Origin of the sequence: Pseudomonas sp. KB_12 (genome assembly GCF_052114545.1) — a bacterium.
Lineage (GTDB): Bacteria > Pseudomonadota > Gammaproteobacteria > Pseudomonadales > Pseudomonadaceae > Aquipseudomonas > Aquipseudomonas brassicacearum.
Genome location: NZ_JBFREY010000013.1, coordinates 139,446 through 154,798 on the forward strand (window position 1 = coordinate 139,446; position 15,353 = coordinate 154,798).

General features: G+C 62.0%; 15 protein-coding genes. 5 read left to right on the forward strand and 10 right to left on the reverse strand.

Features of this window, described 5'->3' with window-relative positions; translation table 11 throughout:
• Positions 1-18 precede the first annotated feature (18 nt).
• The 4 genes from AB4Z20_RS13125 to AB4Z20_RS13140 form a co-directional block, all read right to left on the reverse strand.
• Entirely contained in the window at positions 19-513 is a 495-nt protein-coding gene (locus AB4Z20_RS13125) for a GNAT family N-acetyltransferase (RefSeq protein WP_253475301.1), read from the reverse strand.
• Positions 514-570: 57 nt separating this feature from the next.
• Positions 571-1,692 carry a cell division protein ZapE gene (zapE, locus tag AB4Z20_RS13130; protein WP_253475304.1) on the reverse strand — a complete coding sequence of 374 codons (1,122 nt, stop codon included), beginning with the start codon at positions 1,690-1,692 and terminating at the stop codon, positions 571-573.
• Between the two features lie 241 nt (positions 1,693-1,933).
• Complete coding sequence (locus tag AB4Z20_RS13135; protein WP_442090052.1) at positions 1,934-2,275, reverse strand: nuclear transport factor 2 family protein; 342 nt, start codon at positions 2,273-2,275, stop codon at positions 1,934-1,936.
• A 51-nt stretch (positions 2,276-2,326) separates the two neighbouring features.
• Positions 2,327-3,043, reverse strand: a complete 717-nt coding sequence (locus AB4Z20_RS13140) for a helix-turn-helix transcriptional regulator (RefSeq protein WP_003202404.1) — start codon at positions 3,041-3,043, stop codon at positions 2,327-2,329.
• 315 nt (positions 3,044-3,358) lie between these two features.
• Here AB4Z20_RS13140 and AB4Z20_RS13145 point away from each other — a divergent pair, with 315 nt between their 5' ends.
• The gene (locus tag AB4Z20_RS13145; protein ID WP_253475307.1) at positions 3,359-3,829 is read left to right on the forward strand and encodes an LEA type 2 family protein; all 471 of its coding nucleotides are present in this window, start codon (positions 3,359-3,361) and stop codon (positions 3,827-3,829) included.
• Here the strand turns inward: AB4Z20_RS13145 and AB4Z20_RS13150 are convergent, their stop codons facing one another.
• Positions 3,830-4,753, reverse strand: a complete 924-nt coding sequence (locus AB4Z20_RS13150) for a carbon-nitrogen hydrolase family protein (protein ID WP_442090053.1) — start codon at positions 4,751-4,753, stop codon at positions 3,830-3,832. It abuts the gene before it with no gap.
• A gap of 86 nt (positions 4,754-4,839) precedes the next feature.
• Here AB4Z20_RS13150 and AB4Z20_RS13155 point away from each other — a divergent pair, with 86 nt between their 5' ends.
• Complete coding sequence (locus AB4Z20_RS13155) at positions 4,840-5,748, forward strand: LysR substrate-binding domain-containing protein (RefSeq protein WP_442090064.1); 909 nt, start codon at positions 4,840-4,842, stop codon at positions 5,746-5,748.
• 3 nt (positions 5,749-5,751) lie between these two features.
• Here the strand turns inward: AB4Z20_RS13155 and AB4Z20_RS13160 are convergent, their stop codons facing one another.
• Positions 5,752-6,006: a hypothetical protein gene (locus AB4Z20_RS13160; RefSeq protein ID WP_003181187.1), complete on the reverse strand. Its 255-nt coding sequence runs from the start codon at positions 6,004-6,006 to the stop codon at positions 5,752-5,754.
• A 160-nt stretch (positions 6,007-6,166) separates the two neighbouring features.
• Between AB4Z20_RS13160 and AB4Z20_RS13165 the strand changes: the two genes are divergently transcribed.
• Positions 6,167-6,484 carry a DUF883 family protein gene (locus AB4Z20_RS13165; protein WP_253475316.1) on the forward strand — a complete coding sequence of 106 codons (318 nt, stop codon included), beginning with the start codon at positions 6,167-6,169 and terminating at the stop codon, positions 6,482-6,484.
• Positions 6,485-6,666: 182 nt separating this feature from the next.
• On the opposite strand, the gene AB4Z20_RS13170 is transcribed toward AB4Z20_RS13165, so the two are convergent.
• The 3 genes from AB4Z20_RS13170 to AB4Z20_RS13180 form a co-directional block, all read right to left on the reverse strand.
• Complete coding sequence (locus AB4Z20_RS13170; protein WP_442090054.1) at positions 6,667-8,544, reverse strand: feruloyl-CoA synthase; 1,878 nt, start codon at positions 8,542-8,544, stop codon at positions 6,667-6,669.
• A 141-nt stretch (positions 8,545-8,685) separates the two neighbouring features.
• A complete protein-coding gene (locus AB4Z20_RS13175) occupies positions 8,686-10,134 on the reverse strand; it encodes an aldehyde dehydrogenase (RefSeq protein WP_442090055.1) in 1,449 nt (482 codons plus the stop codon).
• 108 nt (positions 10,135-10,242) lie between these two features.
• Positions 10,243-11,073, reverse strand: a complete 831-nt coding sequence (locus AB4Z20_RS13180; RefSeq protein ID WP_018601605.1) for a p-hydroxycinnamoyl CoA hydratase/lyase — start codon at positions 11,071-11,073, stop codon at positions 10,243-10,245.
• 213 nt (positions 11,074-11,286) lie between these two features.
• Here AB4Z20_RS13180 and AB4Z20_RS13185 point away from each other — a divergent pair, with 213 nt between their 5' ends.
• Complete coding sequence (locus tag AB4Z20_RS13185) at positions 11,287-11,772, forward strand: MarR family winged helix-turn-helix transcriptional regulator (RefSeq protein ID WP_077506472.1); 486 nt, start codon at positions 11,287-11,289, stop codon at positions 11,770-11,772.
• Between the two features lie 234 nt (positions 11,773-12,006).
• Here AB4Z20_RS13185 and AB4Z20_RS13190 read toward each other — a convergent pair whose 3' ends face one another.
• Complete coding sequence (locus AB4Z20_RS13190; protein WP_442090056.1) at positions 12,007-13,314, reverse strand: OprD family porin; 1,308 nt, start codon at positions 13,312-13,314, stop codon at positions 12,007-12,009.
• Between the two features lie 313 nt (positions 13,315-13,627).
• On the opposite strand from AB4Z20_RS13190, the gene mhpT reads away from it, so the two are divergent.
• Positions 13,628-14,851, forward strand: coding sequence for a 3-(3-hydroxy-phenyl)propionate transporter MhpT (mhpT, locus tag AB4Z20_RS13195; protein ID WP_253475328.1), 1,224 nt, complete (start codon positions 13,628-13,630; stop codon positions 14,849-14,851).
• The last annotated feature ends 502 nt before the right edge of the window (positions 14,852-15,353 follow it).

The following is a 15,353-nucleotide window of genomic DNA, read 5'->3' on the forward strand; positions in this document are numbered from 1 at the left end:
CCCATCAGAAGCCCGCTTTTACAGGGGCTTGATCCAGAACTCCATAGGCCCGTGGGCCGGGTCGAACATGCCGGCGGCAAAGCCGAACTTGGCATAGCTGGCCTGGGCCACGGCATTGCCCTCGAGCACTTCCAGGGTAATCTTGCAGCAACCACGCTGGCGGGCGATGTCCTCGACCTTCTGCAGCATCCTCTGGCTCAGCCCGAGCCCACGAAAATCCTTCATCACCGCCACGTCGTGGATGTTCACCAGTGGCCGGCAGGCAAAGGTCGAAAAACCTTCGAAACAATTGACCAGCCCCGCCGGTTCGCCGTTGACGAAAGCCAGCACGCTGAAGGCATGGGGGCGCTTGGCCAGTTCCTCGGGCAGATGCAGCAGCACCTCTGCCGGCAATGGATGTCCTCCGCCCATCGGGTCCTGCGCATAGCCATTGAGCACATGACAGATCGCTTCGGCGTGAACCGGGTTGGTGTAGCTGGCTTGCAGTACAAGGATGCCCTTGGCTTCTTCCATGACCTTCCATCTCATTTCGTTAGTGCCGCTGGCTCGAAGCCGTCGGCGGGATACAGGTCAGGCTCGCTGACCAAAACGTTGCATTTGCATTTCCTGGAGGCGGCTGAGGGTACGGCGAAACGGGAATTGCAGATAGCCCTCGGTATACAACTCATCCATCGGCACCTGGGCCGAAAGGCACAACGGCACCTTGCGGTCATAACATTCGTCGACCAGGGCGATGAAGCGCCGTACGCCATCGTCATGGATCGACAACTGCGGCAATTCGCGATCACCGGCCTCGACCCGTTCGACACCGTCTTCGGTGCCACGGGCAATGCGCCCTTCGCGTTGTTCGGCGCTCAGGCACGGTACATCACTGAGCAGGATGACGCTGAAGCGGTCGCACAGCGCCATGAAATCCAACGCCGAGAACGGTTGCTCGCACAGATCGGAGTAACGGCTCCAGAGCACGCTGTCGCTGGCCTGGACCGGTTCAAGCAGGCGATGACCGACCTCGATCGGCGCACTGCTCGACGCTTGCCCGGTGGTCAACTGGTTGAAGACGTCACCCAGCGGATCCGGTTGCCCGGGATCGCGCAGCCAATAACGCTGCTGTAATTGGCCTGGGTGCTGGCGATGGTCTTGCCAGCCGTTCACCGGCACGACCTGCATATATCGATTGATCGCGGTGATGGTCGGCAGGAAACGCTCACGGTTGTGGCCGTTGGCATAGAGTTCCTCCGGCGGCAGGTTGGAGGTGCAGACCATTACCAAGCCCAGCTCGAACATCACCTGGAACAGGCGCCCGAGGATGATTGCATCGCCAATGTCGTTGACAAACAGTTCGTCGAAACACAGCACCCGAACTTCAGCGCTCAACTCCCGGGCCAGGGCCTGCAAAGGATCCGGTGTGCCTGTGAGCTGGAACGAACGCTGATGCACCCACGCCATGAAATGGTGGAAGTGTTGTCGACGGGCCGGCACCTTGAGGCTTTCATAAAAGCGGTCCATCAACCAGGTCTTGCCACGTCCCACCGGGCCCCAGAGATAGACGCCCTTGATCGACTTGCGACCTTCGTGCAACGCCTTGTGGCATTGCTCCAGTGTCATGATGGCCAGTTCCTGGGCCTCGTCCTGGACGAAGCCGTGGTGCTCGATGGCATGCTGCCAGGCACTCAAGGGGGAGTCGAAAGTCATACGGCCCGGGTCCGGAAAACGAAGGTGGGGAGTATGCCATGACAGGCGACTGCAGGAACTCTGCGTAGAACTGTTGCGTGGGGTTTATCTGTGGGAGCAAGGTTTTGTGGAAGCATGCCCTGTGGGAGCAAGGCTTGCCCGCGATGAACGATAACGCGGTTTGGCTGTTGGACCGCGGCGCGACTATCGCGGGCAAGCCTTGCTCCCACAGACCTTGCTCCCACAGACCTGGGTGCAGAACTTAGATTGAGATATCCAACCGGCTGATCTTGCCCTGCTCATCGAGCCGGAAAGTGTAGCGCAACTCCAGCGGGCTGCCGGGGAATGTCCCGGAGATCAGGTTTTGCACCAGCACCTTGCCAGTACGTTGCTGCACATTGAGGACTTCCACACGTGGCTGGAAGCGTCGGGCAGTGTCTTCCATCCATTGGGCGATGGCCTGGGCGCCAACACGGTGCTGGCCTTCATCGAACACGTTGGCATCCTCGGCGAAGAAACGCGTCACCGCCGAACTGTCACGGGCATTGGCGGCCGCAATGTAGCCGGCGATGGCCGGGGCCAGGGAAGAGACGGGATTGGACATGGTACGGCTCCTTGTTTTATCGATCTGGCACCATGCTAGAACAGCGTTGTGTCAGTTTTTGTCAGGAGTGAACCGCCCGGTTTCGTCCAGCTTCATCAGCGCAAACCAGTCGCGCAGCAAGTCGCTGCGTCGGCCCGGATAGCGCTCGCCCTGCTCGGTGGCAGAGGCAATCCGGTCGGTGCGAAAAGTCCGATAGGCGCCACGCAATTCGCACCAGGCCACCACCACCCGCGCCTCATTGAAAAAGCCCAGGGCCAGCGGCCAGATCAAGCGTTGGCTCGGGGTCTTGTTCACGTCGGCGTAATCGATGTGCAGCTTGGCCTGGGCGCGAATGGCCTGGCGGTACACATTCAGTTCCACCGTGTTCTGCGGATAGCCATAGCCCGGTGGGCCGGGCAGTACCGTGGGGTTGCGCAAGGCGTCTCGCACATCGGGGGCCAGCACTGCAGCGACCTTCGCCAGGGCGTCGGCGGCTGCCTTGCCCAACACCTCGTCGGCGCGCTGATCGACGTAGCGCAAGCCCAGCACAATGGCCTCGATCTCATCGGCAGTGAACATCAGTGGCGGCAGGAACAGGCCGCTGCGCAAGACATAACCGATGCCCGCTTCGCCCTGGATCGGCGCACCAAGGGCGGTGAGTTCAGCGATGTCGCGGTACAAGGTGCGCTCGGAAACGTTCAGTTCGCCCGCCAATGTCGCAGCGGTGACCGGGCAACGCTTGCCCCGCAAGACTTGCAGCAAAGTGAGCAACCGAGAGGTACGCGACACGATGGACTATCCAGAAGAAAAAAGTTGACGCAGATTAGCAGAGGCTGGTGTCAGAAACTGTCAGGAGCCCTCCATCCACGTCGCATGAATCCATGCGGCATGAGCTTTTGTGGCGAGGGAGCTTGCTCCCGCTGGGCCGGTCCGACGCTTCGGGCGCAGCGGCCCCAAGCTTTTGCGGTTGCTGCGCAACCGAGCGGGAGCAAGCTCCCTCGCCACAAAAGCGCCCTCGTCAAAGGTTCGTTGGTTGCCGTGGGGCCCCTGTGGGGTATCGTGCTCAATCACCGCCGGTTTTTTTCATTCTTTGAGAGCTTGTCCATGCGCAGAATCCTCGGCTTGTCCCTTTTCCTGCTCCTCCTCAGCCTGAGCGCCTGCGCCCTCTTCCCCCACCGTGATCCGCTGAACATCAACGTGGTCGGCATCGAACCCTTGCCCAACCAGGGCCTGGAGGTGCGTTTCGCCGTGAAACTACGCGTGCAGAACCCCAACGAAACCGCCATCGACTACAACGGCGTGGCGCTGGACCTGGAGGTCAACGACCGTACGCTGGCAACGGGGGTCAGTGACCAGAGCGGTTCGATCCCGCGCTTTTCCGAGGCGATCCTCAGTGTCCCGGTGAGCATTTCGGCGTTTTCGGTGTTACGCCAGACCTTGGGCCTGAGCCAGACCCAAAGCCTGGACAACCTGCCCTATGTGCTCAAGGGCAAGCTCGCCGGCGGCGTATTCGGCACCCTACGCTTCGTCGACCGCGGAACCCTCGACCTGCCGGGCTCCGCCGCCAACTGGTGATCAGGCGGTGAAACGCACGCCGGGCTTGGCGCGCTCGTCCACCACCAACTCGAACACGTCCGGCCTGGCGTAATGCCCCACCACGTCATAGTCGTAGCGCGCCCGCACCAGCTCATCGGTGTCGATTTCGGCAGTCAGTAGCCCAGCGCGGTCCTTCAGCGGCCCGGCGAGTACATCGCCCATGGGCCCGACAATCACGCTGCCTCCGGCAATCAGCGGCCGCTCGGCCGGCCAGTGCGCGACCTCGATACCCAGGGCCTGCGGAGAGGCCTGGACCTGGCAGGCACTGACCACAAAACAGCGACCTTCGTGGGCGATATGGCGCATGGTCACCTGCCACATCTCCCGCTCATCCACCGTTGGCGCACACCAGACGTCCACCCCTTTGGCGTACATCGCGGTGCGCAGCAACGGCATCATGTTTTCCCAGCACACCGCCGCGCCGACCCGGCCGACCTGGCTGTCGATCACGGGCAAGGTCGACCCATCGCCCTTGCCCCAGATCAGCCGCTCGGTGCCGGTCGGCATCAACTTGCGGTGCCGGGCCACCAGGCCCGCCTCGGGTTCGAAATACAGCGCGGTGCAGTACAGGGTGCTGCCGACACGCTCGATGACGCCCAGCACCAGGCTCGCCCCCGTACGCGCCGACAGCCCGGCCAGCGCTTCGGTTTCAACGCCGGGCACGTCAATGGCATTGGCAAAATAGCGGGCAAACGCCTCGCGCCCCTCCGGCAACCGGTAACCCAGTTGAGTCCCGAACGCTTCGCCCTTGGGATAGCCACCCAACAGCGCTTCAGGCATCACCACCAGGCGCGCGCCAGCCTCGCGAATGGCCTCTTCGTAGGAAAGGATCTGTGCCAGGGTCTCGCCCTTGCCGCCAGGCAACGAACCGATCTGCAGGGCAGCCACAATGGATTTGGGCATGGTTTTTCAACTCCTTGATCATCAGGTGTTGCTGATTCTCAAGCAGCGGTCGATCATGAATAAAGCCCCGAATGCTGCTAAATGATATGATCCTTATGAATATCACCGACATCGACCTCAATCTGCTCAAGACCTTCGAAGCCCTGCATGACGAATCCAGCGCCAGCCGCGCCGCCGTGCGCCTGGGCGTGACCCAGTCGGCCATCAGCGCAGCGCTGCGCAGGCTTCGCGGTTTGTATGACGATCAATTATTCGTGCGCACCGGCCGGGGCCTGGCGCCGACCCTGCGGGCCAACCAGCTGAAGCCGGTGATCAGCGAAGCACTGGATAAATGCCGCCAGAGCCTGGCGATGGTCGACCCGGATGCCAGCCATTACGAAGGCCGCTCGGTCATCGTCGGCCTGTCGGACGATTTCGAGATTGCCCATGGGCGACGCTTGATTGAAGAAGTGGCCCACCGGGCGCCGGGCCTGCGCTTGATTTTCCGCCAGACCCACAGCCAGATCGTCGGCCGGGCCCTGATGGAGCGCGACCTTGACCTGGCGATCACGGCGGGCGGGTTCGCCCAGCGGTTGCTCAGCCGCCAGGTGTTGGGCGAAGGCGATTACGCCTGCCTCCTGGACCCGGCGAGCCTGGCGCAAGGCCAACAATCCCTCAGCCTGGAGGCGTTCGTGGCCCGTGAACATCTGCTGGTGTCTTCAGGTGGTTTCATCGGCATCACCGACGAAGGGCTGGCCGGGCTTGGCCTGAGTCGACGAGTCTGTGCCTCGACCACCCACTTTGCCGCATTGCCGTTCCTGCTCAAGGGCAGTCAGGCCGTGGCGACCATCCCGGCCCATGCCGCCCGGGCCATCGCCGACCTCAGCGGCCTGGCCTTGCTGCCCTGCCCCCTGGCCTTGCCCCGCTACCCCATCGAACTGGGATGGCGAACCCACACGCAAATGGACCCAGCGGTGATCAAGGTTCGCGAGGCCATTACGGCAACATTCGCCTGAGGCTTACTTGTTGGCAGCCATCAGTCGATTGACTTCACTGCGCACCATGTTGGCGTACTCCGGCGGCGACATGCCGTCCAGTTCGGCACGCACCCACTCGGCCCACTTGCCCTTGCGTTTGGAGCGCTCGCCGAACAAGCGGGCAGCATCGCCCTTGGCTTTGCCCAGGTTGTTTTGCCACAGTTCAAAAAGTCGGGATTTTTCGTCTTCCAGCGCGGCGCGCTCGGCCAGGGGCTTGTCAGCCAGATTGAAGCTCATGGGAATTACCTGTTGCGTAAATAGGCGCCATCTTACACCTTGCAGGGAAACGTCTTAACCACGATTTGTGATGGGCTGCGCCGACAAGGCCAAACGTTGCAACTTTTGCACAAGCGCAGCACTCCATTGATCAATGCCATCATCAACAAGGAGCACTTCAATGGCCCGTAAAAGCACCGTGCAAGCGAATGGAGAGCAAATCAAGGATCAAGCCTTCAGCGAACTGAAGGCGTTGATCGAAGAATCGGAGAAGCTGCTCAAAAGCAGTGCCTCGCTGGTGGGTGAAGACGCTGACGACCTGCGCGGCCAGATCTCCCAGAAACTGCAACAAGCGCTTGATTCGGTCGCCAGCGCACGGGAGCGCACCCGCCCCATGGTCGACGCCACTGAGGTCTATATTGGCGGCCACCCCTGGCAGACCGTGGCGATTTCCGCCGGTTTCGGGCTGGTGGTGGGCTTGTTGTTGGGACGGCGTTAAGGAACAGCCTCCAGCCCCCAAGAGATTGTGTAAGTGGTTAAAACTGTGGGAGCGAGCCTGCTCGCGATAGCGGTGTGTCAGGCAACATCACTGATGCTGAACCACCGCCATCGCGAGCAGGCTCGCTCCCACAGGCGTTTGTGGATGAGCCTGCCATTTATGAACATCCACAAGGTCTTGCTTTAAGCCACTGCTCCCGCCCGCAGGATCGACGCATCCTCCCCGCGATACAGCGCCTCGACCTTCCCCGCCCGCCACTGCAACACCGCCCGTTGGTTGATCGAGCCCTTGTCAGTGATTTCACCGCGGTCGATGGAGGCTGGCTCTTCGAGCAAGGCGATCCACTCCACGCGACTGGCGTTGCCGCTGGCTTCGCGGTTCAGGCGTTGCAGCCAGTCGGCGAACCATTGACGTACCGGCGAGCTGGCGAGGACCTGGGCATCACTGGCGTCCGCGCCCAGGCCTGACAGGCGCCGGCATTCAGCAAGCCGTGGGAACACCAGCGCCCCCAGGCACTCGCGATCCGGTGCGGTGATCACCAGATCCAGCACGTAAGGCGTGCCCTCCAGCACCGCCCGGTTGCGCAACGGCCCGACGCTGACGAAGACACCGGAAGACAATTTGAAATCCTCGGCGATCCGCCCATCGAACATCAGCCCCAGTTGCGGATTGCTGGCATCGGCCAGCTTGATCGCATCACCCGAACAGTAGAAACCGTCCTCGTCGAATACCTCGGCAGTTTGCTGCGGCGAGCGCCAGTAGCCGGGCATGATGTGCGGCCCGCGAAAACGCCCTTCGAACTTGCCGTCCACCGGCACCAGGCGCACCTCGCAGCCAGGCGCTGGAAGGCCGATGTAGCCGGCCATGGACAACGGCCCGGTGGTAAAGGTGCAGGACGGCGCCGCCTCGGTCATGCCCAGGCCCGCCATCATGCGGATACGTTCGCCGCAATGCTGTTCGGCGACCTTGTCGAGTCGGTCCCAGGTGCTTTGGGACAAGCCCGCCGCCGCAAAGAAGAACAGACTGATGCGCTTGAAGAAACGCTCGCGCAACTCACCGTCCCGCTCCAGGGCGCTGACCAGTTCCTCCCAGCCCTTGGGCACGGTCAGGTAGGCGGTCGGTGAAATTTCCTTGAGGTTGCGCAGGGTTTCGGCGAAGCCCTGGGCGGTGGGTTTGCCGTCGTCCAGGTAGAACGTGCCGCCGTTGTACAGCACGATGCCAACGTTGTGGCTGCCACCGAACGTGTGGTTCCACGGCAACCAGTCCACCAGCACCGGCGGCACCTCGCCGAACACCGGAAAGGTCTGCAGCAGCATCTGCTGATTGGCACAAAGCATACGCTGGGTGGTGATCACCGCCTTGGGCAGCTTGGTGGAGCCTGAGGTAAACAGGAACTTGGCAATGCTGTCCGGGCCGGTGGCAGCGAACGCCTGCTCGGCCTCGGCGCCGCCGGGTTGGGCCAGCAGGCTGGCGAAGCTTGTCCTGGGCCGGCCTGCCATCTCGCCACGCACCGTGATCAAGGGCACGTCCGCCGGCAATACGGCAGTGATTGCCCGCTCGAACGGTGCGGCTTCACTGACAAACACCAGCCCCGGCTGCAACAGATCGCAGACATGGCGCAGCTTGGCGAAATCCTGGGACAGCAATGAATAGGCCGGCGAAACCGGGCAATAGGGAATACCGGCGTACATCGCGCCGAAGGCCATTTGCAGGTGCTCGATGTCGTTGCCCGAGAGCAGCGCCAAGGGTTTCTCCGCCGACAAACCGTAACCGAGCAGGCTTTGGGCGATGGCCCGGACACTGTCGAGCATTTGCGCATAACTGACGCGACGCCAGTCACCGCCGGCTTCACGGGCCGCGATAAACGTCTGCTCTGGGCGCACCTTGGCCCAGTGCACCAGGCGCTCGAGCAATCGCGCCGGCAGCGGGGCCAGGGGCTCCAGGGAGCGCATGTGCAAGACGCCACGCTCTTCCCGGACTTCGACGGCAGGATGACCAATCGACACCTGGCGATACCGCCCGGCCTCGGGTCGGGAGGACGATCTGGACTCGGAACTCACGTACATTTCCTCCACCAAGGCACACTCGGGTCGCGATGCGAGCGGAGCGTGGCAGCACTAGGCTGCGGCCTTGTCATTGTTATTCTGGCCTGCATCCGGGCGATGGCCTTCAAGGCTCGATCGCCCGCGATGCGACGGGTTTCAGATCGGGTAATGCCGGGGACCGTTCTGCAAGGTCACCCAACGCAGCTGGGTGAAATGCTCGATGGACGCCTTGCCGCCAAAGCTGCCGTAACCGCTGGACTTGACCCCGCCGAAGGGCATTTGCGCCTCATCATGCACGGTCGGCCCGTTGATGTGGCAAATGCCCGACTCGACCCGCTGGGCCAAGGCTAGAGCACGACTCGTGTCGCGACTGAAGATGGCAGCCGACAGGCCGAACTCGGAATCGTTGGCCAGGCGCAGCAGCTCTTCATCGCCGTCACCGCGCAGCAACACGGCCACCGGCCCGAAGGACTCTTCGCGGTACAGGCGCATCTGCGCAGTGACGCCGTCGAGCAAAGTCGGCTGCAGGATGCTGCCTTCCAACTGCCCACCCGTGACCAGCGTTGCACCTTTGGCCAGGGCATCGTCGATCAGCCCCTTGATGCGTTGGCCGGCACTGACGTCGACCAACGAGCCCAACACCGAATCAGCGGCCGTCGGATCACCGGCGCGCAGGGTGGCGATCTTCGCGGTCAAGCGGGCGACGAACTCATCCGCCACACGGGCATCGACGATCAGTCGCTCGGTGGACATGCAGATCTGGCCCTGGTTGAAGTAGGCGCCGAAGGCCGCTGCTTGTACCGCAGCGTCCAGGTCGGCGTCGTCCAGCACCAGCAGCGGCGCCTTGCCACCCAGTTCCAGCAACGCGGGCTTGAGGTGGCGCGCCGACAGTTCGCCGACGATGCGCCCGACGTGGGTCGAACCGGTGAAATTGACCCGGCGCACCGCCGGGTTGGCAATCAATCGTTCGACAATGGCCGGCGCATCCGCGGGGGCGTTACAGATCACGTTGACCACACCGTCACCCAACCCTGCGTCCTGCAACACCTGGCCGATCAGCCGGTGCACCGCCGGGCTTATTTCAGAAGCCTTGAGCACTACGGTGTTACCGCAAGCCAGGGGCATGGCGATGGCGCGGGTGGCGAGAATCACCGGAGCGTTCCAGGGGGCGATGCCCAGCACCACGCCGCAAGGCTGACGCAGGGCCATGGCGAAACTGCCAGGCACGTCCGAAGGAATGATTTCGCCATTGATCTGGGTGGTCATGGAAGCGGCTTCGCGCAGCATGTTCGCCGCCAGGTGCACGTTGAAACCGTACCAATTGGCCATGGCACCGGTCTCGCCGGCAGCAGCGACGAATTCACTGCTGCGGGCCTGTAACTGCTCGGCCGCACGCAACAGCCGCGTCCGGCGTTCGTTAGGCGCCAACGCGGCCCAGGCGGGAAACGCCGCTTGGGCAGCAGCCACGGCGGCGTCGGCATCTTCCAGGGTGGCGGCGGCCACGCAAGACACCACCTCACCGGTCACCGGGTTGCAGCGTTCGAAGGTCCGGCCGTCACGGGCCGGGCACGACTGGCCGCCAATCAACAGGGGCACGTCCAGCATGGTGATTCCTCTTTATTGTCTTTATCGGGAATACATCGCAGCGGTGTAACAGTAGCGCCAGGGCGACGCAGCGAACAGCGGGATGCGGCCCGCCATTCGCCGGTCGATTCAGCGCTTGTAGGTTTGCAAGCCCGGTTTGATGCTCTTGTCGTCCAGGAACTGCTTCATGCCCTGCTCGCGGCCACCTTCGGTGTCGAGCAGGCGCGACTGGTCGAGCTTGGCGTACAGGTAATCCTCGTTCTGCTCCCAGGTCAGTTCGCGGCAGCGCTTGAAACCATGCTTGGCGGCCCGCAGCACCACCGGGTTCTTTTCCAGCAGGTTGCGCGCCAGCTCCACAGTCACTTCACGCAGTTGCGCCAGGGGTACGCTTTCGTTGACCAGGCCCATCTCGGCGGCTTTCTGCCCGCCGAAGGTCTTGCCGGTCATGATGTAGTACAGCGATTGGCGATGGCCCACGGTATCGGCCATGGCCTTGCTGACCAGGTTACCCGGCGGGATGCCCCAGTTGATTTCCGAGAGCCCGAAGGTGGCTTCATCGGCGCAGATCGCCAGGTCACACGCCACCAGCGGGCTGAAACCGCCACCAAAGCACCAGCCGTTGACCATGGCGATGGTTGGCTTGGCGTACATGCGCAGCAGCTTCCATTGCCATTGCGACGCTTCACGACGGATTTTTTCCTGGAGGATTTCCGGCCCGGCATCCACTTCGCGGAAATATTCCTTGAGGTCCATGCCAGCGGTCCAGGCATCACCGGCCCCGGTCAGCACCAATACGCCAGCGGCCGGATCCTGCTCCAGCGTCTCGAGCACGTCGATCATCTCGCGGTTGAGGGTCGGGCTCATGGCGTTGCGTTTTTCCGGGCGATTGAGGATGACCCAGGCGATGCCCTCCTCGATTTCGACCTTGACCGTTTTCCAGCGACCTTCGTAATTGCTCATGATGCGTGCTCTCTTGTTCTTGGCTGAAGATGATCAAAAACTAAACCGGAAAAATAGTTATGTCAATTAACTATTAATCGATTTATCTGTATTTTTCCGGGCCTGGATCGAAGGTTACAAATCTCGAATATGCGCGAGCCCATAGCCAGGGCGCCGTAACCCCGGCAAACTGGATAGCCTTGTTAACCACTCCCCTTGAGGAAGCTCACTTCGATGGCCAAGTCTTCCAAGCTTGCCGAACCCGCCGAGCCCCTGGCTGCCGGTACCGACGCGCAAGCGCCGTTGGACTCCGCGCTGGACGACCTGATCGGTTACGCCCTGCGTCGCGCCCAGTTGAAACTGTTCCAGAACCTGATTGGCCGGCTCGCCGTCCACGATCTGCGCCCTGCCCAGTTCTCGGCCCTGACAATCATCGACCAGAATCCCGGCCTGATGCAGGCCGACCTGGCCAAGGCCCTGACAATCGAGCCACCGCAAGTGGTGCCGCTGCTGAACAAGTTGGAAAGCCGCGCCCTGGCCGTGCGCGTGCGCTGCAAGCCGGATAAACGCTCCTATGGGATTTTCCTGAGCAAGACTGGCGAAACGTTGCTCAAGGAGCTCAAGCAAATCGCCGCGCAGAGCGACCTCGACTCCACGGCGACCCTTTCAGGGGCTGAGCGTGAGGAGTTGCTGCGGTTGTTGAAGAAGGTTTACCAGTAAAAGAACACCGCTCCCCTGTGGCGAGGGAGCTTGCTCCCGCTGGGTTGCGTCCGTAGGAGCTGTGTAGGAGCTGTGTAGGAGCTGTCGAGTGAAACGAGGCTGCGATCTTTCCCCAGACACTTGAATCTCAAGCGAAAGATCAAAAGATCAAAAGATCGCAGGCTTCGCCAGCTCCTACAGAGCCCAGCGGGAGCAATCTCTGGCCACAAAAGCACTGCATCACTCGTCAAGGCATCACCAGATCGGCACGCTGTACGTCACCAGGAACCGGGTCTGGTTCTCGTCGCGAAACGCCGCCGTCCCCGGGAAGTTGTTGCGATAGATCGATTTGCGCGCCAGCAGCCCGACGTTTTTCAGCGGGCCGCCCTGGATCACGTATCCCAGCTCCATCTGGAACTCACGCTCCTTGCGATCCTCGGCATTGAGGGCCGCCAGTTCGATGTGATCGCCACGCACATAACGCAGCCGACTCCGCAGGCCCGGCACGCCCACGGCGGCAAAGTCGTAGTCATGGATCGCTTGCCAGGTGCGTTCCTTGGCATTGAGGAAATCCGAGCTCATGGTCATTTCGCTCAAGCCCATCAGCTCGGTGCCGGACACATAAGGCGTGGCCGTATCGCCACTGGCATGCATGTAGCCCAGGCTCACGCGATGGCCACCCAGGCGATAGCCGACCAGCGCCGAGACATTGCGGTTATCCACTTTGCCAGCCTTGGCCGCGCCGTCTTCGTCGCTGAAAAAACTGCGCAGGTCGGTGGTCAGGACGCCCTCGCCCAAGGGCAGGTTGTGCAACAACGCCAGGGTGTTCTGTTGATACAAATCCGCCACTTCGGCGTGATAAGCCCGCAGGCTCAGGTCTTTGTTGACCTGGTAGTCGCCGCCCACATACGCCATATGGGAAGAAGTCGCCGCACCGTTGAAACGACGGTTGGGCGAGGCGATGCTCATCGGTTGGTAGTCGGTGGAGTCGCGCCGGGCGATGCGATCGATATAACCGGTGTTCAACGTCAAGCCGTCGATGTCCTTGGAACTGAGGGTCGTCCCGCGAAAGGTCTGCGGCAGCAGCCGCGATGGGCTGGCAAAGGCAAACGGCAGGAAGATCGACACATCGCCGGTCTTCACCGTGGTTTGCGCGAAACGCAGCTTGCCGGTCACGCCCAGGCGCGAATACTCATCCGCCGCGCGCTTGTCGCTGCTCGACACCGGCAACAGTTCGGTGCCGCTTCGGTCAGGCGACGAGTCGAGCTTGATGCCCAGCAATCCCCTCACGTCGAGGCCGAACCCGACCGTGCCTGGGGTAAACCCCGACTCGACGTTCATGAACACGCCTTGAGCCCACTCCCTGGCCGCGGTCTTGGCGCCGTCGTCCTTGTAGTCGCGGTCCATGTAGTAATTGCGCAGGGTCAGGGTGCCGTGGCTGTCGTCGATGAAGCCCTCCGCCCGCAAGGCGGGAGCCCCCAGGCTCAGCCCGAGACAGGCCAGCAGATGAACGAGCGATGAAACAGGGCGCGCCGTCAGGGCGGCCCGGGCAAGGTTGGGCATGTTCGATATCCACTTATTGTTGTTGTTTTGTTCGGCCCAGCCTTGGTGATGGGGGCCGTGGGAAACAAGAATGGAAACCGCACAGGTGCTTCGTCAATCAACACTGACCGATAATCGAACATTAATATCATTAACTAATTTACCGCCCGGCTTGAAAATCCGTACCAAGCCGCTGATTTTTATAATGATCTGGCCAGCTTACGACTCCTCCTTGGCACCCTTCATTTTTTAGTTAGCTTTGTTAATCTTAAATTCAGCTGCCGGTTATCCTCCGAACCGGTGTTCCCTCACAAAAACAATAAGAGGATTTGCCATGAACCAGCCGGCGCGTCGTGCGACGCTGACCATCGCCTTGTGTTTCATCGTCGCGTTGATCGAGGGTTTCGACCTGCAGTCAGCCGGTACCGCAGCCGCAGGGCTGCGACAGACATTTGCCCTCGACCCGAAAATGATGGGTTGGGTATTCAGCGCCGGGATCATCGGGCTGTTGCCAGGTGCGTTCTTCGGCGGCTGGATCGCTGATCGCATCGGTCGCAAGAAAATCCTCGTCACCGCTGTCTTGCTGTTCGGCGTGTTTTCCCTCAGCACCGCTTATGTCGAACACTTCTCCAGCCTCTTGCTCGTACGTTTCATGACCGGCCTGGGCTTGGGCGCCGCCCTGCCCAACCTCATTGCCCTGTGCGCCGAAGCCGTGGGCGAGCAGCGCCGGGGCACGGCCATCAGCGTGATGTATGCCGGCGTGCCGTTGGGTGGTGCGTTGGCGGCAGTGGTCGCCATGTTGTTTGGCGAGCACTGGCAGATGACGTTTTTCATCGGTGGGTTGGCGCCCTTGCTGGTGGTCCCGCTGATGCTCCTGTGGCTCCCCGAATCCAGCGCCTTTCGCCAGGCGCAGGATGGCGGTTCATCGCGCGGCTCAACCGCTCAGGCGCTGTTCGGTGAAGGTCGCGGCGGTACCACTTTGGCGTTGTGGCTGAGTTATTTCTTCACCCTGACGGTGATGTACATGTTGCTCAACTGGCTGCCGTCGTTGCTGCTGGAACAGGGCTTCAGCAAACCCCAGGCCGGCCTGGTGCAGATGCTGTTCAACATCGGCGGAGCGCTTGGCTCGTTGCTCGGAGGCCTGTTGCTGGACCGTTGCAATGGCATCAAGGTGGTGCTGTTCGTCTATGCCGGGCTGCTGAGCGCCCTGGCCGGGGTCGGGTTGTCGGTCGGTATCGTGCCGATGGCCATTGCCGGGTTCGCCGCTGGGTTGTTTGTCATGGCTGCGCAATTGGTCCTCTATGCCTTGGCGCCGCCCTCCTACCCTACCGCCGTACGTGCGACGGGAGTGGGTGCAGCGGTGGCCATCGGACGCCTGGGGTCGGTGGCCGGGCCTCTGGCTGCCGGACAGATCCTGGCAGCTGGGGGTGGGACCACAGCCGTATTGCTGGCGACTTCGCCTGGGTTGGTGGTCGCGACTTTGGCAGTTCTCAGTGTGATTCGTCGTTCGGTCGGGCCGCGGTTGGGTGCTCCTGAGCCGGTCGCTGGGAACTCCTGACTTGGTGTGTATATCCGTTATTTGGGTAACGGCGGCTTAGGGTTCCGCCCTTACGGCGGCTCACTTTTGGAAGAGCGCCAAAAGTAAGCAAAAACGCTTTGCCCCACCACTCGGCACCTCGCCTAGGCTCGGTGTGCCCTCACTCCGGCATTGCTCCGTGGGCCGCCGCGAAGGGCCATCCATGGCCCAGCGCGGCTAACCCGGCATCCATGCCGGGTTGCCCACTGCGCAATGCCTGCGTTCGGCCATCGTGGTTAACGGGGCGCCGAGATCAACGTCCACCGCGAGGCGGCCTGACAGCCGACCTGGCTCTTGGTAGGACCGCGTTTCCCCTGTGGGAGCGAGCTTGCTCGCGATGACGCCAGCACAGCCAACATCACCACCAACTGCCCCTCCGCAATCGCGAGCAGGCTCGCTCCCACAAGGTTTCGAGTGTTCACGACATCTGATGTCGACACAAAATCCTGTGGGAGCGAGCTTGCTCGCGATGACGTCGGCACTG